This is a genomic window from Stenotrophomonas sp. 24(2023) (assembly GCF_030913365.1).
Lineage (GTDB): Bacteria > Pseudomonadota > Gammaproteobacteria > Xanthomonadales > Xanthomonadaceae > Stenotrophomonas.
Genome location: NZ_CP133160.1, coordinates 3,830,718 through 3,851,295, shown reverse-complemented (window position 1 = coordinate 3,851,295; position 20,578 = coordinate 3,830,718). Strand labels below are relative to the sequence as shown.

The window sequence follows — 20,578 nt, the reverse complement described above, 5'->3', positions numbered from 1 at the left end:
CGGCGGCCTTCCGGAGGCAAAAAGGACGCTGATGGTAACCCGTGTCGCATTCAGCCGCATGCGACCTTTGGCACGGGCGGCCCTGTACACAAGGCCTTCACACTTGCCTACCTACGGTCTGCACCCTCATCGGGGCTATTCCTTCACATCACGTGGTCGCCGCCGCTTCTACGACATCCGCTCTGACGGATCCTTCCCGCCAACTGCGGCTGCTGATCGACAGCGTCCGTGACCATGCCCTGTACCTGCTCGATCCCGACGGGATCGTCTGCAGCTGGAACCCCGGCGCGGAGCGGATCAAGGGCTACCGGTCCGAAGAAGTGATCGGCACCCATTTCGGCCGCTTCTACCTGCCTGCCGAGCGCGATGCCGGTGAGCCGGAGCGGCTGCTGCGGCTGGCCGAACGTGATGGCCGGCATGCCGGCGAGGGCTGGCGGGTGCGCCGTGATGGTGCACGTTTCCGCGCCAGCGTTGTCATCGAACCGGTGATCGAGCACGGTCAGCTGCTGGGCTTCGTCAAGATCACCCGCGACATCACCGAAAGCTGGCAGGCCCAGTGCCTGCTGCGCGATGCCCAGCGCGCCCTGCGCCAGAGCCAGCAGTTCGAAACCGTTGGCCGCCTCAGCCGTGGCCTGTCGCATGAATTCAACAACCTGCTGACCACCATCGGCAACGCGCTGGACCTGCTCTCGCTGCGCATCGGCAATGATGATCGCGCCGTCGCGCTGATCGCCAGCGCCCAGGCCGCCAGCGACCGCGGCGCCCTGCTGACCCGCCAGCTGCTTGCCTTCAGTGCCGACCAGACCCTCGTGCGCGAACCTGTGGACGTCAACGCGCTCATCCAGGCGCGCCTGCCCGCCCTGCAGCAGCGCTGCCCGCCGGGCATCGAGCTGCAGACCGCGCTGACCCCCGGCTTGCCCGTGGTGGCCGCCGACGCCGAGCAGCTGGACGTGGCCCTGGCCAACCTGGTCGCCAATGCCGTGGACGCCATGCCCGATGGTGGCCGCATCCTGTTGGCCAGCGCGCTGGAGCGCCGGCTGGACCCGGATGCCGAAGGCACATCACAACGTGACTACGTGGCCATCAGCATCTGCGACGAAGGCCGGGGCATGGCCCCCGACGTTGCCGAACGCGCCACGGAGCCCTTCTTCACCACCAAGGACATCGGCAAGGGCAGCGGCCTGGGCCTGAGCCAGGTGTTCGGTTTCACCACCCAATGCGGCGGCTTCGTCGATGTGTCCACCACGCCCGGTGTCGGCACCACGGTCAGCCTGCTGCTTCCCGCCCTGGAGGACCCTGCCGATGTCTGATGATCCGATCCGCGTGTTGATGGTGGAGGACCAGAGCGATCTGCGCGAGATGATCGGCCTGGCCCTGCAGGATTTCGGCATCGATGTGGAGACCACCGCCGATGCACACGGCGCGGTGGCCCTGCTGCAGGGCGATGCCCGCTTCGATGTGGTGTTCAGCGATATCAGCATGCCCAACGGCATGTCGGGCATTGAACTGAGCGAGCACGTCGCGCGCGACCAGCCGCAGGCGCGGATGATCCTGTCATCCGGCTATGCCCGTTCACAGCTGCCACCGCTGCCCGAGCATGTGGAATTCCTGCCCAAGCCCTACCGGCTGCGGCAACTGGTGGAGATGCTCACCCGCGGCTGACCGCCCGGCCACGCATCGGCAGCCGGCTACAGGGTCTACCAGTAGCCGATGACCATGATCAGCACGCCCACCAGTGCCAGGGCCAGCGCGATCAGCAGCCCGTGGCGCTGAAGGCGGGAGGGCTTTGGGGTTCCCGGGGTATTCATGGGGCATCTCCAGCAGGCAGGGGCAGGACGCTGCCCGATGCCTTCACTGTCGCAGCATCACGCTCAACGCCGGGTGCATGCCGCGTGTGCCCGTTGTGCCGGCGCCGTCAGCTGCCGTTGTCGACCCGCAGCCGGGACACCCGCCAGCCGCCATGGGAACCGAAACGCCCGGTGTCGCCCGTCACGGTATACCGCAACGCCAGCCAGCCCGCGCGCAGCGGACCGACATGCCAATCCCGCACTTTCCTGTACGCATAGCGATAACGGCCCAGGCTCACGGCTTCATCCTTAAGTGTGACGCAGGTCACTCTATGCGGACGATACCGTATTTTTGATGACAGGGTGAGGGACGGCTGTGGGGCGAGGGCTGGGACGCTGGCATGGCCCTGCCGGGATGAGCGAAGCCCGCCGGCCTGGCCTCCTGCTACGACCGCTGCGGCAACATGCTTGAATCCGTCCGATAGGGCTGGGCCATACCGGCCGGGTCCCGATTGCGCTGGCTGTCCCGCGATAGGCTTCTTGATACCCAGCGCACCGCCAGGAAAGGCGGCATGTCAAAGGAAAATCGCCGCATGGCGCACCTGACGTCCGACAGCGATAACGGCGCCGTGGCCACTGTGACCAGATCATGGTTTTTCATGCATAACCGCAGCAATCACGTGCCGCATAAATCATGGCATGTGATTGATTCATGGTGACCCCGGCCCGATTCGAACGGGCGACCTTCCCCTTAGGAGGGGGACGCTCTATCCAGCTGAGCTACGGGGCCAATGCAGCTGGCAAGCATACCGTGTCCAGCTGAATGGACCAAGGGGACGCGGGTTCGACGGCAGCCATCAGCAGGTATCCTCTCACCCCCATAATCCGCCCCGATCACCCGCCCATGCATGCCGTCTGGCCCGTGCTGTCCTCGCTGGGAGACAGCCGATTCCTGCTTCCAATGGCCATCGCACTGATGCTGCTGCAGCCCGGCGCGCGCACGCCGCTGCATCGGCGCTGGCGGGTGGCCATCGGCTGTGCCGCAGGCATCACCGTGGTGACCAAGCTCCTGTTCATGGGGTGGGGCATCGGGATCAAGACACTGGATTTCACCGGCATTTCCGGCCACGCGGCGATGGCCAGCAGCATCTATCCGGTAGCGGCCTGGCTCTGCGCAGGCGGGCGCTCCTCGCGCCCCGGGGCGTGGGCAATGGCTGGTGCCGTGCTGGCCATCGCCATCGGCTATTCGCGCCTGCCCATCGGCGCCCACTCACCGGCCGAAGTCGCCGCAGGGTTGATGCTCGGACTATCTGCAGCGGCATTGACACTGCGTCGCATCTGCCCCGGTCCCGCGATCGCCGGATGGAAGCCGCTGCTGGCGGTTTTCCTGGCCGTGCTGGTCCCCGTCGCGATGCAGGGGGTGCGCACGCATGAATTGATCGGGCGGCTTGCCATGGCCCTTTCCGAGCGGGATCACGCGTTGCAGCGCTCACCGCGATAACCCCTGCCATTTCGCCCGTACCGTCGTGTAGCACACCGCAATGACAGCCGCTTGCTTGACATGCACGTTCCTTAACGCGACGATAACTGTGAAATTTCCCTAATGGAGTAGGTGCCTCTCCCATGTTCAAGAAGACGTTTGCCGTTCTGGCCCTGGCGGGTTTCACCGCCTCCCCGCTGCTGGTTTCCGCGCAGGAAGCACAGGCTGTCCAGCAGGCCGCACAGACTGCCGCCGAAGCTGAAACGGCGACCACCGCCACCGATGCGGTCGTTGCCACCGAAGTCGCAGGCGTGGAAGCTGCCGGCGTGTCGGCAGCAACCATCGTCGGCACCACGGTTGCAGCCGTTGCCACGGCCGCTGTGGCCTACAGCGTTGGCGGCGACAGCACCAGCGGCAGCAATGACGGCGGTGGCAGCGAACCCGGCGGCCCGAACCCGGGTGGCCCGGGCACCGGCGGTACCGGTGGTACCGGCGGCACGGGTGGTACCGGCGGCACGGGCGGCACCGGCGGCTGATCGCCGTAGCGCTGTCCACACAGGCCCTCGCCGGGCGAAAGCTTGGCGAGGGTTTTTTATGTCCGCCAGAAGTCCGCTCACATGAACATCACGTCCTTCCGTCTTGTCGCTGCTGTTGCGGCGACCCTGACGCTGTCCGGCTGCATGCTCGCGCCGGGCCAGAACCTCCGCCACAGCGACGTATCGCTGAATCACCGCAGTGGTGGCGACGGCCAGCTGGAACTGCTGACCATCACGCCCAAGCTGATCGCGATGGAAAATGCATCGCACGGGCACAAGCGCCTGCCCGACGCGCTGTTCAACTACCAGCCTGCCCCGTACCACGTGGGCGTCGGTGACATCCTGTACGTGACGGTCTGGGACCACCCGGAGCTGACCGTACCGGCCGGGCCGCAGCAGCAGGGCACCCTGGCTGGCCGGCTCGTGCAGAGCGATGGCTCGATGTTCTATCCGTACATCGGCAAGGTCCAGGCAAGCGGCAAGACGCCCGTGGAGATCCGCGAGGAAATCAGCAGCCGGCTGGCCCGCTACGTCGAATCGCCGCAGGTGGACGTTTCCGTGCTGACCTACGGCAGCCAGCGCGTCTGGGTGACCGGTGCTGCCGAACGCTCGTCCCCCATCGCCCTGGGCACCTCGCCACTGACCCTGGCCGATGCGATCAGCCAGGCTGGCCTGCAGAGCACCCAGGCCGACTTGTCCGGCGTGCGCCTGAGCCGCGATGGCCAGACCTACACCATCAACCTGGAGACCCTGGCCACCCAGTTCGGCGGCCGCCAGCTGTTCCTGAAGGATGGTGACTCGATCTTCGTGCCGTACCTGGACCGGAAGGAAATCTTCGTTGTCGGCGAAGTCAACCTGCCCGGTGCCTACAGCTTCCGCACCGGTGATGTCTCGCTCAACCAGGCGCTGGGCCGCGCCCGTGGCCTGACCCAGGAAACCTCCAACGGCAACGCGGTCTACGTGATCCGTGGCAGCACCGATCTGCAGAGCCTGCCTTCGGTCGTGTACCAGCTGGAGGCCCGTTCGCCGACGGCATTCGCGGTAGGCAGCCAGTTCAGGCTGCAGCCCGGCGACGTGGTGTTCGTCGGCGCCGCCGGCGTGACGCGTTGGAACCGCTTCGTCAACCAGCTGCTGCCGTTCACCAACATCCTGTACACCGCCGCGCGCACCGGGACGGAAGTCAGGGACAACTGATATGGCACGCATGGATGCGGCCCGTCACCCGCCCCGCTCTCCCCGCGCCCGGTGGGCGCAGGGCGTGGTGCTGGTGGCCATGGCGATGATCCTCAGCAGCTGCACGACCGGCAGCCGCTCGACGCTGGACACCTTCCGCCTGGTGGTCCACAAGCCCACCCGGGCAACGCCTGAACGCGTGGCCGCCAACCGCTTTCCGCAGGTCCAGGTGCACACACCGGATATCGATGCGCTGGCCGTGCTCGGCTACGTGGATGGTGGCCGCCAGCAGTGGTACGCCGGCAGCCATGCCATCTTCGAGCTGGACGCGCAGGGCCTGCTGATCGGCAGCAGTGGCCTGGGCCGGCAGCTCCAGGCGCGGATCGTCGGCCCGTCCCCCTTCACGCACCTGCAGCAGGTCAACGCACCGGTAACCGTGCAGCGCCGCTACGACTGGGTGCCCGCCTACCAGCTGGATGTCGCCGTCACCGGCACCCTGACCCGCCACGGCACCGAGACCATCAAGATCCTCGGACGCCCGCAGGTGCTGGTGCGCTTCGAGGAGCGGTTGCAGGGCGGCGGGATGCGCGGGACCAACGTGTACTGGGCTGATGCCCGCACCGGCTTCATCTGGAAAAGCCGCCAGTTCCTGGCCCCGGGCCATGCTGTCGACCTCCTCCAGCTCAAGCCCTACCAGACGGCCAAGGACTGAGCCATGTTGTTGCGTTTCTGCGGCGCCCTCGCCGCATTGTGGGTTCCCCTGCTGGCGTGTGCGGCCCCGGCTGCCGCGCCCGTGGCCCGGATCGAGGGGGCCGTGCACGCGCCCTCGGCCACCCCCATCACCGGCCAGGCACGGCTGGCGGACCTGATCCTGCAGGCCCGCCCGCGCGGGGACGCCTACCTGCTCGGTGGCAGCTTCCAGCGCGAACAGGCGCGCGCGCAGCAGCTGCGCCTGCGCGCTGGTGTTGCCTACGATCTGGAACAGCTTTCCAAGGCGGAGGATGCCGCAGTGCGCAGCGCCGCCGAAACCCTGTCGCAGTGGCTTGACGAGCATCCGGCGACCGGACGCATCCCGCAGGCGCTGTCCCCCCGCCTGATGCAGGCCCAGCCGCAGCAGAACCCGGTACTTGAAGCCGGCGACGTGCTGACGATCCCCACCCGCCCGCAGACCATCCATGTCATGGGTGCGGTAGGCCGGCCCTGCACCCTGCCCCACGCGCCGCAGCGCGATGCCCTGGATTACCTGCGTGACTGCCCGGCGACGCCTGCGGCCGATCCCAGCGACCTGTACGTCATCCAGCCCGATGGCCGCGTGCAGCTGCTGGGTATCGCCCTGTGGAACCGCGCCGACCCGCAATCGGTCGCCCCTGGCGGAACCCTGTTCGTTCCCGTGCGCGCCTCCGCGCTGCCCTCCGTGGACAGCGCGTTCAACCGCGAATTTGCCGCGTTCATTGCAACCCAGCCGGTCACGCCCTGATGAACCCTGTTTTCGAGCGCGCGCCCCGTGCGCGCCCGTCCCGGCTTGCTGTTACCGCGCTGGCCCTTTCCCTGTCCAGCGCCCTGCACGCGCAGCAGGCGCCACCGGCCACCGCCAGCGAATGGGGCGGCATCGGCCTGCTGCAGACGCCGACGGCACGCATGGGCGAAGACGGCGACCTGGCGTTCACCGCATCACACAACACGAACTACAGCCGCTACAACCTGACGCTGCAGCCGTTGCCGTGGGTTGAGGCCACCTATCGGTACATCAACGTCACCAACCTGCGCTACGGGCACCGCGAGGTCAGCGGCAGCCAGAACTACAAAGACAAGTCCATCGATTTCAAGGTGCGTCTCTGGCAGGAATCACGCTGGTTGCCGGAAATGGCATTCGGCGTGCGCGACGTGGGCGGCACCGGGTTCTTCGCCAGCGAATACGTGGTGGCCAACAAGCGGTTCGGGCCCGTGGATGCCTCACTGGGCCTGGCAACCGGCTACATCGGCAACCGCGGGGACTTCAGCAACCCGTTGGGCGCCCTGGACAAGCGCTTCAAGGACCGTCGCCCGATCGCCAACAGCGATATCGTCAACGCGGGGCGATTCGGCGTCAGCAATATGTTCAAGGGCCCGGTCGGCATCTTTGGCGGCATTACCTACCAGACGCCGCTGGACGAGCTGCTGGTCAAGGTCGAATACGACGGCAATGACTACAGGCGCGAACCACGCGGCTTCAATGCCAAGCAGACCAGCCCCATCAACGTCGGCCTGGTCTACGTGCCCAACCGCAATGTGGAAATCGCCGCCGCCTGGGAGCGCGGGCAGACGGCGATGTTCTCGCTGACGCTGCGTGGCAACCCGGGCCATTCGCCCTCTGCACCGAAGCCCTTCGATCCGCCCCCGGTCCGCATCGCACCGCCCGCCGGCCAGGACGTGGCCAGCACCGGGTCCGGCGCGGCCCCTGCGTCCGAAGCACAACCACCGGACTGGCCCGCCATCGCCAGCCAGCTGCGCAGCAATGCCGGCTTCCGTGTCGAGCGTATTTCCCGGCGCGGCAGCGAGTTGTTCGTCGATGGCTACCAGTACCGCTACCTGTACCCGGCCAAGGGTCTGGGCAGGGCAAGCCGCGTGCTGGCCAGCACGCTGGGCGACGAGTACGACTGGTATACGCTGCGCACGACGCGGCTGGGCATGCCCACCGCCGACATGTCCGTCAACCGCGAAGCCTTCGAAGGGTTCCTGGAAGGCCGGATCGACGAGGACACGCTGCGTCGCAGTACCGAACTGGAAGCCGCCGGCACCGCATCGCGCGAGACGCTTTACGAGGCACGGAACCGGCCCTTCGGCGGGGGGTTCAACATCGGGTACCGGCAGAACCTCGGCGGCCCCGATGGCTTCATCCTGTACCAGGTGGCCGCGAACTACTCCGGCAGCCTGTTCTTCAGGCCGAACCTGTGGCTGACCGGCACGGTCAGCGCGGACCTGTTCAACAACTACGACAAGTTCAAGTACAACGCACCCAGCCGCCTGCCGCGCGTGCGCACCGACCTGCGCAAGTACATGGTGACCTCGGACATCATGATGCCCAACCTGCAGGTCAACGTTGCCGGCCGCCTCGGACGCGACCTGTACGGCATCGCCTATGCCGGCTACCTGGAATGGATGTATGCCGGCGTGGGCGGCGAACTGCTGTACCGGCCGATGGGGGAACGCTGGGCCGTCAGCGCGAACCTCAACCGCGTGCAGCAGCGTGATTTCGACCAGCATTGGGGCCTGCGTGATTACCGCATCACCACCGGCCATGCCACGCTGTACTACAGCTTCGATGCCCGCGAACGCGTCATCGGCTCGGTATCCGTTGGCCAGTACCTGGCCGGGGACCGTGGCGCCACCATCGATATCGCCCGCGTGTTCAACAACGGCGTGACCATGGGCGCCTACGCCACCAAGACCAATGTGTCCTCGCGCGACTTCGGCGAAGGCAGCTTCGACAAGGGCATCTACTTCAGCATCCCGATGGATGGCATCCTGCCGCGCTCCACGCGCGGACGGGCCGCGCTGAACTGGAACCCGCTCATCCGCGACGGCGGCGCCATGCTGGGCCGCAAGTACAGCCTGTACAGCATCACCGGCGAGCGCGACGAGCGGTTCTTCTATGACAACCTTCGCTCGATCGAAGACTGAAAACGCTCACGGGGCGCCAGGCGCCCCGTGGGTCTGTCACGCTCCGTGACGGCTCAGAGATAGCGGACCCAGCTGCCGACCCCTTCAGCCATCAGGGCATGCACGTGTTCGAACGCCTGGCGCTGCTGGCGGTACGGATCGGGGATTTCACGGTCGCCCTGCCACTTGCCCAGAAGGAAGGTCTTTCCCGACGCTTCCGGCGCGATCGCGATGATGCGATGGATGTGCTTGCGCTCCATCGTCAGCACCAGGTCCGCACCCGACAGCAGTGCAGGACTGATCTGCCGTGCGCGGTGCGCGCCCCCGTCGAAGCCATGCTCCTGCAGCAGCTGCTGAGCGGTTGCATCGATCCGGTGATCGACCAATGCCCCCAGACCCGCCGAGGACACCTGGATGCCCTTTGCCGATACCGCCTCGCGCAGCATCACTTCCGCCGACGGGCTGCGGCAGATGTTGCCGACACATACAACAAGAATGTTCTTGAACACAGACATCTATTCCGTAAAGCCCTTGTTTCAAACACCGCGCCACACGCCCACCAAAGGCGTGCGGCAGCATAGCCGGGGCCGGCCATGCCAGGCCGGACCGCCGTCACCGAATCAATACGCCGATTTCTGCCCCAGCACCTTCAGTGCCGTCAGCACGATGATGCGCACGTCCAGCGTCGGGCTCCAGCGGCGGATGTAGTCGATGTCGTACTGCACCCGCTTCTTCATCGAACGCAGGTCCGGCGTTTCGCCGCGCAAGCCGTGCACCTGCGCCCAGCCGGTGATGCCGGGCTTGACGTAATGCCGGTGCATGTAGCGCTCGATCACGCGCTCATAGTGGTTGTTGTGCTGTACCGCATGCGGCCGCGGCCCGACCACGGACATGCTGCCGCCAAGCACGTTGAAGAACTGCGGCAGTTCATCCAGGCTGGAACGGCGCAGGAACGCACCGAAGCGGGTCACGCGCGGATCATCACGGGTGGCCTGGGTGATCTGGCCGCTCTTTTCCTCATGCACGCGCATGGAGCGGAACTTGAGCATCCAGAATTCCTTGCCCCCCAGGCCATGGCGGCGCTGGCGGAACAGCACCGGCCCCGGCGAACTGAGCTTGACGCCCAGGGCCAGGATCGCCAGCAGCGGCAGCAGCAACAGCACGGCCATGCCAGCCACCACCAGATCCTCGGCCCGCTTGAACAGGCGGAAGTTGTGTTCGGCCAGCCCCTGGCGCACGCCGATCATCGGCACATCGCCCACCTGGTGCACACCGGGGTTGAGCACCCCCAGGCCGGTGGTGTCGGGAATCAACCGTACCGGCACCGGGAAGCGCTCGATCTGCTTGAGCATGTCCTTGATCGGGGTCGCGTCCCCCATCGGCAATGACACCCACAGCTGATCGAATTCGCCACGATGGGCGTCCAGATAACGGGGCAGATCCGCCAGTTCCCCCAATGGACGAGGCGCATCACGGTCACGGCGCACGGCGATGTCGCCCTGCACATGGAAGTAGCCGACGACTTCCTTGCCCAGCTCTGGCTTGCCGCGCAGCAGGCGATGCAGCTTCAGCGCGGGGGCACGCAGCCCGACCAGGACCACGCGCTCCCGGTCCAGGCCCTGCGAACGCAGGCGGTGCAGCTGCACGCGCAGCAGCACGCGCGTACCGGACATCGCCACCAGTCCCATCAGGTACCAGCCGAACAACCACCGCCCGGGGACGGAGCCCGCCACATCCGCAAGGACGGCATAGACGGAAAACAGCGCGAACGTCACCGACCAGGCCATCAACAGCAGCCAAAGATCGGACAGCAGGCTGCGGGCACGCCACTGCCGGTAGACCGGAGCAATGGCGAAACAGACGATGGCGCTGAGAATGACCGCGCCGAACACCACCCGCTGCGACGCATCGGGGGCTGCGGAGCCGTACCAGAGCATGTGCGAAAGCACGGCCATGGCAGGGATGGCCAGCAGGTCCCCTATTCGCAGGGCCAGTTCAAGCGCCGCCCTGGCCTCGACCCGGCGGCGCGCCGGAAGCGACTGCGGTGCGGGCTGTTCTTCTACGGATCCATGTAGCACAGCACATCTCCTATGAAGCCCGGTGAGTCACCGCGGTGCTCGCCGCCACGCGTAGAAGCTCCTCAGCCAGCGTGGCAATACCGGGGTCTGTTACAGAAAGTGACGGAATTGTGAATGAAGTTGACAGTAATTGGTAGCGAAGAAATGAGACATATATCACCTAAAAGTATCAAAAATTGATCGTAACTCATTGATGCTCATGAGTTTATTAAGCGACTGACTAGAAACGACACATACCGAATTACAACTTTTCTGTGCCGGAATCTTGGCGCTGCCACAGCCTCCGCGCCATCGGACAGGTCCCAATGACAGGGCATCCGGCCACCTTCACCGCAACGCACCAAGGCGCCCTGTGCCCATCTGCTACCATCGGCGGCTACGTCCGGCGCCCCCCACCCTGCCCGCGCCGGCGCCAAAACAACGCACACGAAACAGGAGTCTGCATGTCCTCTCAGCTGCTCACGGCCCTCGGCCTGGATGCGATCAACGCTGGCACTTACCTGGGCAACGGGGAATGGTCGAGCGCCACCAGCGGTGAGGTGATCACCCCGCTGAACCCGACCACCGGCGAAGCTATCGCCCAGGTCCGCGCCACTACCCAGGCCGAGTACGAGACCGTCATCGCCCGCGCGCAGGAAGCGTTCAAGGTCTGGCGCACCACCCCGGCCCCGCGCCGTGGCGAGGCCGTGCGCCTGTGCGGCGAAGCGCTGCGTGCGCACAAGGATGCGCTGGGTTCGCTGGTCGCGCTGGAAATGGGCAAGAGCAAGCCCGAAGGCGATGGCGAAGTGCAGGAAATGATCGACATTGCCGATTTCGCCGTGGGCCAGAGCCGCATGCTGTACGGCTACACGATGCATTCGGAGCGCCCCGGCCACCGCATGTACGAGCAGTACCACCCGCTGGGCCTGATCGGCATCATCTCGGCCTTCAACTTCCCGGTCGCGGTGTGGAGCTGGAACGCCTTCCTGGCCGCGATCTGTGGCGACATCTGCATCTGGAAGCCGTCCAACAAGACCCCGCTGACCGCCATCGCGTCCATGCGCATCTGCAACGACGCCCTGCGCGCGGCCGGCTTCCCGGACATCTTCTTCCTGGTCAACGATGCCGGCACCGCGCTGTCGGAAACGCTGGTCGATGACCGCCGCGTACCGCTGATCAGCTTCACCGGCTCGACCCAGGTCGGCCGTACCGTCAATGAAAAGGTCGCCCGCCGCCTGGGCCGCTGCCTGCTGGAACTGGGCGGCAACAACGCGATCATCCTGGATGAGACCGCTGACCTGAAGCTGGCCGTGCCGGGCATCGTGTTCGGTGCGGTCGGTACCGCCGGCCAGCGCTGCACCACCACCCGCCGCCTGATCGTGCACCGCTCGATCTACGCCGATGTGCTGGCGACCCTGGTCAAGGCCTACAAGCAGGTCGAGGGCAAGATCGGTGACCCGACCGACGCGGCCAACCTGATGGGCCCGCTGAACAGTGACGCGGCCGTGCAGCAGTTCCTCGATGCCATCGCCCAGGCCAAGGCGGCCGGCGGCACCATCGAAACCGGCGGCACCCGCATCGACCGCGCCGGCAATTTCGTCCTGCCGGCCATCGTCAGCGGCCTGAAGAACAGTGATGCCGTGGTCCAGCACGAGACCTTCGCGCCGATCCTCTATGTGATGCCGTACGACAGCATCGATGAGGCCATCGACATGCAGAACGGCGTGCCGCAGGGCCTGTCGTCCTCGATCTTCACCCAGAACCTGAAGACCGCCGAGAAGTTCCTCTCGGCTGCCGGCAGCGACTGCGGCATCGCCAACATCAACATCGGCACGTCCGGTGCGGAAATCGGCGGCGCGTTCGGTGGCGAGAAGGACACCGGCGGCGGCCGCGAGTCCGGCTCGGATGCGTGGAAGGTCTACATGCGCCGCCAGACCAACACCATCAACTACTCCGATTCGCTGCCGCTGGCCCAGGGCATCAAGTTCGACCTGTGATGGCCACCGGCCCGGCCCTGCCGGTGGATCAACGCCCCGCCGGGGCGCCGATCCTGGATTTCACCGGCCGCCGGGTACTGGTGGCCGGTGGCAGCAAGGGCATCGGCCGTGCGCTGGCGCTGGCATTTGCCCGCGCCGGCGCACGGGTGTCGGTGTGCGCACGCGGCCAGGCCGGCCTGCAGGCACTGCAGGCCGACGCACAGGCCCAGGGCACGCCCCTGCACACCCATGCCACCGATCTGGGGGATGCTGCGCAGATCCAGGCCTGGCTCGACGCGGCCACCGCCACGCTCGGCGGCATCGACGTGCTGGTCAACAACGCCACCGGCTATGGCATGGCCGACGATGAGGACGGCTGGGCGGCCAGCCTGCAGATCGACCTGATGGCCGCCGTGCGGGCCTCGCGGCTGGCCCTGCCGTGGCTGCGCGCCTCGGCCGGGGCCTGCATCCTCAACCTGTCCTCGATCGCCGCGCAGCAGCCGCGCCCCGGTGCCGCCCCGTACGCGGCGGCCAAGGCCGCGCTGTCCCACTACACCACCTCCCAGGCACTGGCATTGGCACCGGACCGGATCCGGGTCAATGCCATCGCCCCCGGCTCGATCGCATTCGATGACGGCCTGTGGGACCGTCGCCGCCACGACGACCCGGCGCTGTACCACGGCACCCTGGCGAAGATCCCCTTCGGGCGCTTCGGCACGCCGGAGGAAATCGCCAACGCTGCACTGTTCCTGTGCTCGCCGCTGGCCGGCTGGATCACCGGGCACGTTCTCAATGTGGATGGCGGCCAGGTGCTGATGGGCTGACCCCCAGGGCCCGTGCCCATGGGATTGCCGCAGCAGAGGCACTATCATGTCGCCACTGCCAAGGAGGAGCCAGATGAGCGTGCCACCCCGACAGACCAGCGCATTGGCCGTCGTCAGCCTGGTCACCGGCATCGCCAGTTGGACCGCCCTGCCCTTCGTGGGCGCGATCGTGGCCATCATCACCGGCCACATGGCCCGTGCCGAAATCCGCCGGCGCCCGCAGGAACTGGAAGGCGACGGTTTCGCGATCGGCGGCCTGGTGCTGGGCTACGTGATGGTGGTCGGTGCCCTGCTCGCCCTGCTGGCCTTCGTGCTGTTCTTCGGTGGCCTGGCCTGGCTGGCCGCGATGAAGCAATGACGGCGATGGGCGCATCCGATTCGACCGAGCGCTTCAGCAGCCGCGTCGATGACTACGTGCGCTACCGGCCCGGCTACCCGCCGGCGCTGCTGCAATGGCTGCATGGGCCGATGGCCGTTGCGGTGGACACCGTGGTGGCCGATATCGGCGCCGGCACCGGCATTTCCAGCCGCCTGTTCCTGGCGGCGGGGCATCCACTGATCGCGGTGGAACCCAATGCGGCCATGCGCGCGGCTGCCGAACAGGCCCTCGCGCCGCACTACCTGCGCTTCCGCACCGTTGACGGTCGCGCCGAAGCCACCGGGCTGGCCGATGCCAGCGTCGGGCTGGTCAGTGCCGCACAGGCATTCCACTGGTTCGACACCACTGCCGTGCGCGCCGAATGGCGGCGCATCCTGCACCGCGGCGGGCTGGCGCTGGTGTTCTGGAACTCGCGCGTGCTGGACGGCTCGGCCTTCCAGCGCGGCTACGAGCAGTTGCTGCTGGACCATGGCACCGACTACAGCGCGGTGGCCGAGCGCTACCAGGACGACACCACCATGCGCGCCTGGTACGGCCACGGGCTGCGCGGTGAGCTGCATGTCCCGAATGTGCAGTCGCTGGATTTCGACGCGCTGCGCGGCCGCCTGCTCTCCTCGTCCTACGCCCCGCAGGCCGGCCACCCGCGCCATGCGGCGATGATCACCGCCCTGCACGACCTGTTCGCCACGCATGCCGTGGATGGACGTGTTGCCTTCGAGTACCAAACCCGAGCTTTCCTCGGCACGCTGGATTGAAACAACGCATGTATTCGCTTGCCCGCCCCTTCCTGTTTTCCCTCGACGCCGAACGCGCCCACGGCCTTGGCCTGTCCGCGCTGGACATGGCGTACCGCACCGGCACCACGCCGCTGCTGGCGGCAAGGATCGCCCCGCTGCCCACCGATGCCTTCGGCTTGACCTTCCCCAATCCGGTCGGCCTGGCCGCCGGTCTGGACAAGAACGGTGCGCACATCGATGCCCTGTTCGCGTTGGGCTTCGGCTTCGTGGAAATCGGCACGATCACCCCGCGGCCGCAGGCCGGCAACCCGCGCCCGCGCCTGTTCCGCCTGCCCACCCACGGGGCCATCATCAACCGGATGGGCTTCAACAACGATGGCGTGGACGCGCTGGTGCGCAATGTCGAACGGGCCCGCAACCGCCGCGGGTTGCTGGGCATCAACATCGGCAAGAACAAGGACACGCCCAACGAACAGGCACTGCAGGATTACCTGCTGTGCCTGGACAAGGTGTACCCGCTGGCCGACTACATCACGGTCAACATCTCCTCGCCCAATACTGCCGGCCTGCGCGAACTGCAGGAAGAAACCGCGCTGCGGCAGCTGGTGGCCGGCCTGCGCGAGCGCCAGGAAGCCCTGGCCGCACAGCATGGCCGCCGCGTGCCGATGCTGGTGAAGGTGGCGCCGGACCTGAACGACCGCGACATCGACGCCGCCGCACGCGTGCTGGGCGAACTGCAGGTGGACGGGGTCATCGCCACCAACACCACCATCGACCGCAGCCTGGTGGCCGGTGATCCGCTGGCCAACGAGGCCGGTGGCCTGTCCGGTGCGCCGCTGCTGGCGCAGTCCACGCTGGTGCTGCGCCGGCTGCGGGCGCGCCTGCCGGAAACCATGCCGTTGATTGGCGTGGGGGGCATCCAGTCCGGTGCCGACGCGGTGGCCAAGATGGCCGCCGGTGCGGCGCTGGTGCAGTGCTACAGCGGCCTGATCTACAAGGGCCCTGCGCTGGTGGGCGACTGCGTGGAGGCGATCCGCCGCCGCCGCGAAGCCCCCAGCCGTGGCGCGGTGGCACCGCTGTGAGCACGCCTGCCGACACCGACGATACGCCGCCGCTGCGCTGGTCGCTGACCGAAAACGCACCGCTGCAGGCACTGAACACCTTCCATGTGCGCGCCAGTGCGGCGCAGCTGCTGGAACTGCACGACCCGGCCCTGTTGCCCGAAGTGCTGGCCCTGCCGCAGGTGGCCGACGGCCCGCTGCTGGTGCTGGGCAGCGGCAGCAATGTGCTGATCGCCGCGGACCTGCCCGGCACCGTGCTGGTGTTCGGCAACCGTGACATCCGCATCCTGGAGCACCGCGCCGACCATGCCGTGGTGCGTGCCGGGGCCGGCGTGTCCTGGCATGGGCTGGTGATGTGGTCGCTGCAGAACGGCTTGTCCGGGCTGGAAAACCTGGCCCTGATTCCCGGTACCGCCGGCGCAGCGCCGATCCAGAACATCGGCGCCTATGGTGCGCAGGTGGGTGAATTCATCCAGGCCGTGGAGGCCTGGGACTGCCAGGAAGAAAGCTGGGTGCGGCTGGACAACGCACAGTGCGCCTTCGCCTACCGTGACAGTGTGTTCAAGCAGCAGGCCGATCGCTACCTGATCACCGCCATCGAATTGAAACTGCCCCTGCTGCACGACCTGCGCATGGACTACGCCGGGATCCGCGAGGAACTGCAGGCGCAGGGCGTGGAATTGCCGGTGGCGGCCGATGTGGCCAATGCGGTGATCGCCATCCGCCGCCGCAAGCTGCCCGACCCGGACGTGCTGGGCAATGCCGGCAGCTTCTTCAAGAACCCGGTGCTGCCGCTGGAACAGGTCGAGGTGCTGCAGCAGCGCTTCCCCGCACTGCCGGTGTTCCCGGCCGAGCACGATGGCCTGCGCAAGGTGTCGGCCGCCTGGATGATCGAGCACCGTGGCTGGAAGGGCTACCGCGACGGCGACGCCGGCGTGGCCGCCAGCCATGCGCTGGTGCTGGTCAACCACGGCACGGCCACCGGTGCACAACTGCTGTCACTGGCACGACGCATCTCGGCCTCGGTGCTGGACACCTTCGGCGTGCCGATCGAACCGGAACCGCGCCTGCTCGGCGCACAGTGGTGAACGCCCCCGCGCGCACTGCCGGCGCCACCCCGATGCGGGCGGCGCTGTTGATGCTGGCCAGCACCACCGCCTTCGGCTTGATGGCAGTGTGCATCCGCTACGCCACTGCCTATGTGCCGACCCAGGAAGTGGCGTTCTTCCGCAATGCCTTCGGCCTGATGGCATTGCTGCCGATGCTGCTGCGCCCGAGCCGCACCCCGCTGAAAACCACCCAGCTGTCACGTTACTTCGTGCGCAGCGCCATCGGCCTGGCCTCGATGCTGTGCGGCTTCTGGGCGGTCGGCCACCTGCCGCTGGCGCAGGCGATCTCGCTGTCCTATTCCACGCCCCTGTTCGTCACCATCGCCGCGGTGTTGTGGCTGGGCGAAACCGTGCGCATGCGCCGCTGGGCGGCGGTGGTGGCCGGATTCATCGGCGTGCTGATCATCGTGCGCCCGGGCACCGCCGGCTTTACTGCCGGCAGCCTGGTCGCGGTGGCCGCCGCGCTGCTCAGCTCGCTGGTGGCCATCCAGATCAAGCAGCTCACGCGCGTGGACACAGCCGATACCGTGGTGTTCTACACCTATGTGTTCTGGGTGCCGCTGTCACTGGTACCCGCCCTGTTCGTATGGGTCTGGCCCACAGGCATCGCCTGGCTGTGGCTGGTGGCGACCGGCGTACTGGGCACCGCTGGCCAGCTGCTGTGGACGCGGGCACTACGGCTGGGCGAGGTGTCCGCCCTGACCCCGATCAGCTTCATGCAACTGCCACTGGTCAGCGTGCTGGGATGGCTGCTGTTCAACGAGGCGCTCGACCGCTGGACCGTGATCGGGGCAGGCATCATCCTGGCCGCCAATGCCTACATCGCCCACCGTGAAGCACTGCTGGCACGCCGTGCCAGGAGCGCGGCGCCCACCGCCGCCGCCAGACCCGTGGAATGAAGCCGCACAGCGGCGTGCTAGAACACGAAAACCCGCGCGGCCGCATCGAACACATTGCCCGGTGCGAACTGTTCGGCCAGGTACTGCAGCAGCTGGCGCCGCTGCTGCGTTGAGCGCGCCTCGGCCCCCGGCGCCAGCAACGCCTGCTGGAACTCGACCAGGTCCTGCAGGATGCGCCAGTGCCGGTACCAGGCGATCCAGCGCGGATCGGCCTCGTCATGCCCGTAGCCCTCGGCGAACCCCAGTGGGCGTTCGCGTCCCCAGCGGCCACCGACCGCAGCACCGATGAACATCAGGTCACGCTCGCGGGGCGCCAGGGCCAGGCCATCCCAATCGATGAGGTACAGGCTGCCTCCGGCGCCCATCAGCAGGTTGCCGGCATGCAGATCGGTATGGCACAGCACGCGCGCCGGGGCAGCATCCTGCAGCGTGGCGCGCAGCTGTTCGGCACGCCCGTGCAGGTGTTCGATGCGCCCCTGGTACTGCCGCCACAGCGCCAGGAAGCGTTCGCCAAAACCATCGCGTGCCGCCGGCAGCCCTGCCGGCTGCTGCAACCAGCTGCCCACCGTGTCCAGCGCACCGGCCTCGAGCCCCACCGCGGGCAGGCCGCCCTGCAGGGCCTCAGGAAGGTGCGCATCGTGCAGCCGCCGCAGCACCCCGCCCAACTGCTGCCACTGCGCACGGCTCAGCGCGGCCTCGAAACCGGACAGGCCTTCCACGTAGGGAAACAAGGTGAACTGCAGGCCCCAGCGCTGTACCGCCGCGCCGCCGGTCAAGGCCGGCCACGGCGCGACGATTTCTTCGATGCCCAGCTGCGAACGCAGCCAATGCAGGCTGTCCCATACCGTGGTTTCCACGCGGTAGCTGCGGCACTTCAACCACCACTGCCCGCGCCGGGCATCGATGCGGTAGACACCTGCATTGGCATCGGCGCCCACCGGGCGTGGCACCACCGCATCGGCGGCAATGCCATAGGACTGCTGCAGCAGCTCGATGATCTGGGCTGTGGATGCCAACGGCATGTTGCGGTGTAACCCCCTGTATCCCCCGGCATCACTATGGCAGATGGCAGATGAAGGAGAGTGCGTTGTTGGTCACATCACGAGGCTTCCTGCGGTGCCGCACACCGCACCGGCATCAGTCTTCACGCGCAGCAGACATCAGGTGCATCGAAAGGCCGGCTGCATCCGGTGCCAATGCTTCACGCAGCGTCAATTCCGGGATGTGGTAATCACCGCCGTTCTACCGGCGGTACGGCAACACCGCATCGCTGGCCAGGCCATCAAGCCGGCTGGCAAGCTGCTGCTGTTCCTGTGCGAAGCGATCGGCATCCATGCGGCTGGTGCGATGGATCACGTGCGGGGGCAGCACCGCGAAACCGGGATAGAAAAGGATGCCGTGCTGGATGGGAAACAGCACATCATCAAGGCTGCCGTTGATGCCACGCGTACTGTAATGCGATGCCCAGCCACCGGTGGTGACCAGCAGCATCGCGCGCTTGCCGGCCATGCTGCCTTCGCCGTAGCGGTCCCCCCAGTGGGTATCGGAATGCTCGCCCACGCCATAGGCAAAGCCGTGTGCGTACACGCGATCGACCCAGCCCTTGAGGATGGCCGGCATCGAGAACCACCACAGCGGGAACTGCAGGATCAGCACGTCGGCCCAGCGCAGCTTGTCCTGTTCTGCGGCGATGTCCGCGCTCTGCTGGCCACTGGCGTACGCCTGCTGCGAATCCCGTGATGCCTGGTAGGGCCGTGCCGGATCGCGGCCGACATGATCGGCTGCATCCAGCACCGGCTTCCACTGCATCACATGCAGGTCGGATACCTGCACGGCGTGGCCCTGCGCGGTGAGGTGCTGGACAGCGAAGTCACGCAGGGCGCCATTGAGCGAGCGCGGTTCGGGGTGGGCGTAGACGAGCAGGATGTTCATGGGGAAGGTCCGTGGAAAGTAACGCCACAGTAGGCGCCCACCCGCTATAGTTGAAATGGATAATCACAATTCACGGCATTGCCATGAACAATACCTTGCGCACGCTCGACCTGAACCTGCTGGTGACCCTGCAGGCGCTGCTGGACGAGCAGAACGTGACCCGTGCCGCCCAGCGCCTGCACCTGGCGCAGCCGACGGTCAGCGTGCAGCTGGCGCGGCTGCGGGCGCGGTTCAACGACCCCCTGCTGCTGCCCGGCCCGCGCGGCATGCGGCCCACGGCGCGTGCCGAATCATTGCGTGCGCCCCTTGCCGAGGCCCTGGCACTGCTGGAGCGGGCGGTGGCCCCGCTGCAGCCCTTCGACCCGGCCGTTGACGCGCGGGTCTGGCGGGTGATGGCATCGGACTACGGGGCCAGCACCGTGCTGCTGCCGTTGCTGCCCCGGCTGTACGCCGCCTCGCCCGCCGCGCGCGTGGCGATCACCGGCCTGGCGCCGGCGCAGATGGTGGCCCAGTGCGAGCGTGGCGACGTGGACCTGGTCGTGCACATTACCGCCGACGCACCGCCCCAGCTGCACCATCGGCCCCTGTTCACCGAGCGCTATGTCCTGGCCGGCCGCGCCGGCCACCCGAAGCTGCGGCGACGCCCGAGCCTGGCCCGGTTCTGTGCCCTTGACCACGCGCTGGTATCACCCGATGGCGGCGGCTTCCACGGCGTCACCGACGTGGCGCTGGCCCAGCACGGCCTGCGCCGCAACGTGGCACTGTCCGTGCCGCACTTCCTGTTCCTGCGCAATGCGCTGGTCCGCACCGACCTGGTGGCGATGCTGCCCGAACGCCTGGTCAGGGGCGACCCGGCATTCCGGGTGGTGGAGCCGCCACTGGAAATCGCCGGATTTGAAATGGTGCTGCTGTGGCACGAACGCGTCCACCGCGACCCGGCACACCGCTGGCTGCGCGAGCAGATCGCCCTGCAGGCCGGCTGACGGCCG

Annotated in this window: 21 protein-coding genes and 1 tRNA gene; 16 read left to right on the top strand and 6 right to left on the bottom strand. The window is 67.2% G+C overall.

The window, feature by feature from the left end:
- Positions 1-152 precede the first annotated feature (152 nt).
- A complete protein-coding gene (locus Q9R17_RS17660; RefSeq protein ID WP_308155881.1) occupies positions 153-1,310 on the top strand; it encodes a PAS domain-containing sensor histidine kinase in 1,158 nt (385 codons plus the stop codon).
- Positions 1,303-1,662 (top strand): response regulator, encoded by a 360-nt coding sequence (locus Q9R17_RS17655; protein WP_308155880.1) that lies wholly within the window; start codon positions 1,303-1,305, stop codon positions 1,660-1,662. The genes Q9R17_RS17660 and Q9R17_RS17655 overlap by 8 nt, the downstream gene beginning before the upstream one ends.
- A 253-nt stretch (positions 1,663-1,915) precedes the next feature.
- On the opposite strand, the gene Q9R17_RS17650 is transcribed toward Q9R17_RS17655, so the two are convergent.
- Together Q9R17_RS17650 and Q9R17_RS17645 are read right to left on the bottom strand one after the other, a co-directional pair.
- On the bottom strand, positions 1,916-2,086 hold the full coding sequence (locus Q9R17_RS17650; protein WP_308155879.1) for a hypothetical protein: 171 nt from the start codon (positions 2,084-2,086) through the stop codon (positions 1,916-1,918).
- Between the two features lie 414 nt (positions 2,087-2,500).
- Positions 2,501-2,577: transfer RNA gene (locus Q9R17_RS17645), tRNA-Arg, on the bottom strand.
- A gap of 114 nt (positions 2,578-2,691) precedes the next feature.
- Here Q9R17_RS17645 and Q9R17_RS17640 point away from each other — a divergent pair.
- The 6 genes from Q9R17_RS17640 (at position 2,692) to Q9R17_RS17615 (ending at position 8,636) form a co-directional block, all read left to right on the top strand.
- On the top strand, positions 2,692-3,288 hold the full coding sequence (locus Q9R17_RS17640; RefSeq protein ID WP_308155878.1) for a phosphatase PAP2 family protein: 597 nt from the start codon (positions 2,692-2,694) through the stop codon (positions 3,286-3,288).
- Positions 3,289-3,410: 122 nt separating this feature from the next.
- Positions 3,411-3,803, top strand: coding sequence for a hypothetical protein (locus tag Q9R17_RS17635; protein WP_308155877.1), 393 nt, complete (start codon positions 3,411-3,413; stop codon positions 3,801-3,803).
- Positions 3,804-3,884: 81 nt separating this feature from the next.
- The gene (locus Q9R17_RS17630; RefSeq protein WP_308155876.1) at positions 3,885-4,997 is read left to right on the top strand and encodes a polysaccharide biosynthesis/export family protein; all 1,113 of its coding nucleotides are present in this window, start codon (positions 3,885-3,887) and stop codon (positions 4,995-4,997) included.
- A gap of 10 nt (positions 4,998-5,007) precedes the next feature.
- A complete protein-coding gene (locus Q9R17_RS17625) occupies positions 5,008-5,688 on the top strand; it encodes a YjbF family lipoprotein (protein WP_308155875.1) in 681 nt (226 codons plus the stop codon).
- 3 nt (positions 5,689-5,691) lie between these two features.
- Entirely contained in the window at positions 5,692-6,453 is a 762-nt protein-coding gene (locus Q9R17_RS17620; protein ID WP_308155874.1) for a capsule biosynthesis GfcC family protein, read from the top strand.
- On the top strand, positions 6,453-8,636 hold the full coding sequence (locus Q9R17_RS17615) for a YjbH domain-containing protein (protein ID WP_308155873.1): 2,184 nt from the start codon (positions 6,453-6,455) through the stop codon (positions 8,634-8,636). The genes Q9R17_RS17620 and Q9R17_RS17615 overlap by 1 nt, the downstream gene beginning before the upstream one ends.
- Before the next feature lie 53 nt (positions 8,637-8,689).
- Here Q9R17_RS17615 and Q9R17_RS17610 read toward each other — a convergent pair whose 3' ends face one another.
- Together Q9R17_RS17610 and Q9R17_RS17605 are read right to left on the bottom strand one after the other, a co-directional pair.
- Positions 8,690-9,124: a low molecular weight protein-tyrosine-phosphatase gene (locus tag Q9R17_RS17610; RefSeq protein WP_308158372.1), complete on the bottom strand. Its 435-nt coding sequence runs from the start codon at positions 9,122-9,124 to the stop codon at positions 8,690-8,692.
- 111 nt (positions 9,125-9,235) lie between these two features.
- Positions 9,236-10,693: an undecaprenyl-phosphate glucose phosphotransferase gene (locus tag Q9R17_RS17605; protein ID WP_308155872.1), complete on the bottom strand. Its 1,458-nt coding sequence runs from the start codon at positions 10,691-10,693 to the stop codon at positions 9,236-9,238.
- A 443-nt stretch (positions 10,694-11,136) separates the two neighbouring features.
- Here Q9R17_RS17605 and Q9R17_RS17600 point away from each other — a divergent pair, with 443 nt between their 5' ends.
- From Q9R17_RS17600 to Q9R17_RS17570, 7 genes are all read left to right on the top strand, one after another.
- Positions 11,137-12,669 (top strand): aldehyde dehydrogenase family protein, encoded by a 1,533-nt coding sequence (locus tag Q9R17_RS17600; RefSeq protein WP_308155871.1) that lies wholly within the window; start codon positions 11,137-11,139, stop codon positions 12,667-12,669.
- Entirely contained in the window at positions 12,669-13,472 is an 804-nt protein-coding gene (locus tag Q9R17_RS17595; RefSeq protein ID WP_308155870.1) for an SDR family oxidoreductase, read from the top strand. The genes Q9R17_RS17600 and Q9R17_RS17595 overlap by 1 nt, the downstream gene beginning before the upstream one ends.
- 73 nt (positions 13,473-13,545) lie before the next feature.
- Positions 13,546-13,830, top strand: a complete 285-nt coding sequence (locus Q9R17_RS17590) for a DUF4190 domain-containing protein (protein WP_308155869.1) — start codon at positions 13,546-13,548, stop codon at positions 13,828-13,830.
- Between the two features lie 5 nt (positions 13,831-13,835).
- Entirely contained in the window at positions 13,836-14,606 is a 771-nt protein-coding gene (locus Q9R17_RS17585; RefSeq protein ID WP_308155868.1) for a methyltransferase domain-containing protein, read from the top strand.
- An 8-nt stretch (positions 14,607-14,614) separates the two neighbouring features.
- Positions 14,615-15,670, top strand: a complete 1,056-nt coding sequence (locus Q9R17_RS17580) for a quinone-dependent dihydroorotate dehydrogenase (protein ID WP_308155867.1) — start codon at positions 14,615-14,617, stop codon at positions 15,668-15,670.
- Positions 15,667-16,737 carry a UDP-N-acetylmuramate dehydrogenase gene (gene murB, locus Q9R17_RS17575; protein ID WP_308155866.1) on the top strand — a complete coding sequence of 357 codons (1,071 nt, stop codon included), beginning with the start codon at positions 15,667-15,669 and terminating at the stop codon, positions 16,735-16,737. Before Q9R17_RS17580 ends, murB begins: the two co-directional genes overlap by 4 nt.
- A gap of 32 nt (positions 16,738-16,769) precedes the next feature.
- Positions 16,770-17,657: a DMT family transporter gene (locus Q9R17_RS17570; protein WP_308158371.1), complete on the top strand. Its 888-nt coding sequence runs from the start codon at positions 16,770-16,772 to the stop codon at positions 17,655-17,657.
- A gap of 17 nt (positions 17,658-17,674) precedes the next feature.
- Here the strand turns inward: Q9R17_RS17570 and Q9R17_RS17565 are convergent, their stop codons facing one another.
- Together Q9R17_RS17565 and Q9R17_RS17560 are read right to left on the bottom strand one after the other, a co-directional pair.
- Positions 17,675-18,673: an aminoglycoside phosphotransferase family protein gene (locus Q9R17_RS17565; RefSeq protein ID WP_308155865.1), complete on the bottom strand. Its 999-nt coding sequence runs from the start codon at positions 18,671-18,673 to the stop codon at positions 17,675-17,677.
- A gap of 226 nt (positions 18,674-18,899) precedes the next feature.
- A complete protein-coding gene (locus Q9R17_RS17560; RefSeq protein WP_308155864.1) occupies positions 18,900-19,589 on the bottom strand; it encodes an NAD(P)H-dependent oxidoreductase in 690 nt (229 codons plus the stop codon).
- A gap of 83 nt (positions 19,590-19,672) precedes the next feature.
- Here Q9R17_RS17560 and Q9R17_RS17555 point away from each other — a divergent pair, with 83 nt between their 5' ends.
- The gene (locus Q9R17_RS17555) at positions 19,673-20,572 is read left to right on the top strand and encodes a LysR family transcriptional regulator (protein ID WP_308155863.1); all 900 of its coding nucleotides are present in this window, start codon (positions 19,673-19,675) and stop codon (positions 20,570-20,572) included.
- The last annotated feature ends 6 nt before the right edge of the window (positions 20,573-20,578 follow it).

Bases quoted from the DNA above. Each gene is read 5' to 3' on its own strand.
- Q9R17_RS17655 (WP_308155880.1), top strand. From the start codon at position 1,303: ATGTCTGATGATCCGATCCGCGTGTTGATGGTGGAGGACCAGAGCGAT.
- Q9R17_RS17640 (WP_308155878.1), top strand. From the start codon at position 2,692: ATGCATGCCGTCTGGCCCGTGCTGTCCTCGCTGGGAGACAGCCGATTC.
- Q9R17_RS17635 (WP_308155877.1), top strand. From the start codon at position 3,411: ATGTTCAAGAAGACGTTTGCCGTTCTGGCCCTGGCGGGTTTCACCGCC.
- Q9R17_RS17630 (WP_308155876.1), top strand. From the start codon at position 3,885: ATGAACATCACGTCCTTCCGTCTTGTCGCTGCTGTTGCGGCGACCCTG.
- Q9R17_RS17625 (WP_308155875.1), top strand. From the start codon at position 5,008: ATGGATGCGGCCCGTCACCCGCCCCGCTCTCCCCGCGCCCGGTGGGCG.
- Q9R17_RS17620 (WP_308155874.1), top strand. From the start codon at position 5,692: ATGTTGTTGCGTTTCTGCGGCGCCCTCGCCGCATTGTGGGTTCCCCTG.
- Q9R17_RS17615 (WP_308155873.1), top strand. From the start codon at position 6,453: ATGAACCCTGTTTTCGAGCGCGCGCCCCGTGCGCGCCCGTCCCGGCTT.
- Q9R17_RS17600 (WP_308155871.1), top strand. From the start codon at position 11,137: ATGTCCTCTCAGCTGCTCACGGCCCTCGGCCTGGATGCGATCAACGCT.
- Q9R17_RS17595 (WP_308155870.1), top strand. From the start codon at position 12,669: ATGGCCACCGGCCCGGCCCTGCCGGTGGATCAACGCCCCGCCGGGGCG.
- Q9R17_RS17590 (WP_308155869.1), top strand. From the start codon at position 13,546: ATGAGCGTGCCACCCCGACAGACCAGCGCATTGGCCGTCGTCAGCCTG.
- Q9R17_RS17585 (WP_308155868.1), top strand. From the start codon at position 13,836: ATGGGCGCATCCGATTCGACCGAGCGCTTCAGCAGCCGCGTCGATGAC.
- Q9R17_RS17580 (WP_308155867.1), top strand. From the start codon at position 14,615: ATGTATTCGCTTGCCCGCCCCTTCCTGTTTTCCCTCGACGCCGAACGC.
- Q9R17_RS17570 (WP_308158371.1), top strand. From the start codon at position 16,770: ATGCGGGCGGCGCTGTTGATGCTGGCCAGCACCACCGCCTTCGGCTTG.
- Q9R17_RS17560 (WP_308155864.1), bottom strand. From the start codon at position 19,589: ATGAACATCCTGCTCGTCTACGCCCACCCCGAACCGCGCTCGCTCAAT.
- Q9R17_RS17555 (WP_308155863.1), top strand. From the start codon at position 19,673: ATGAACAATACCTTGCGCACGCTCGACCTGAACCTGCTGGTGACCCTG.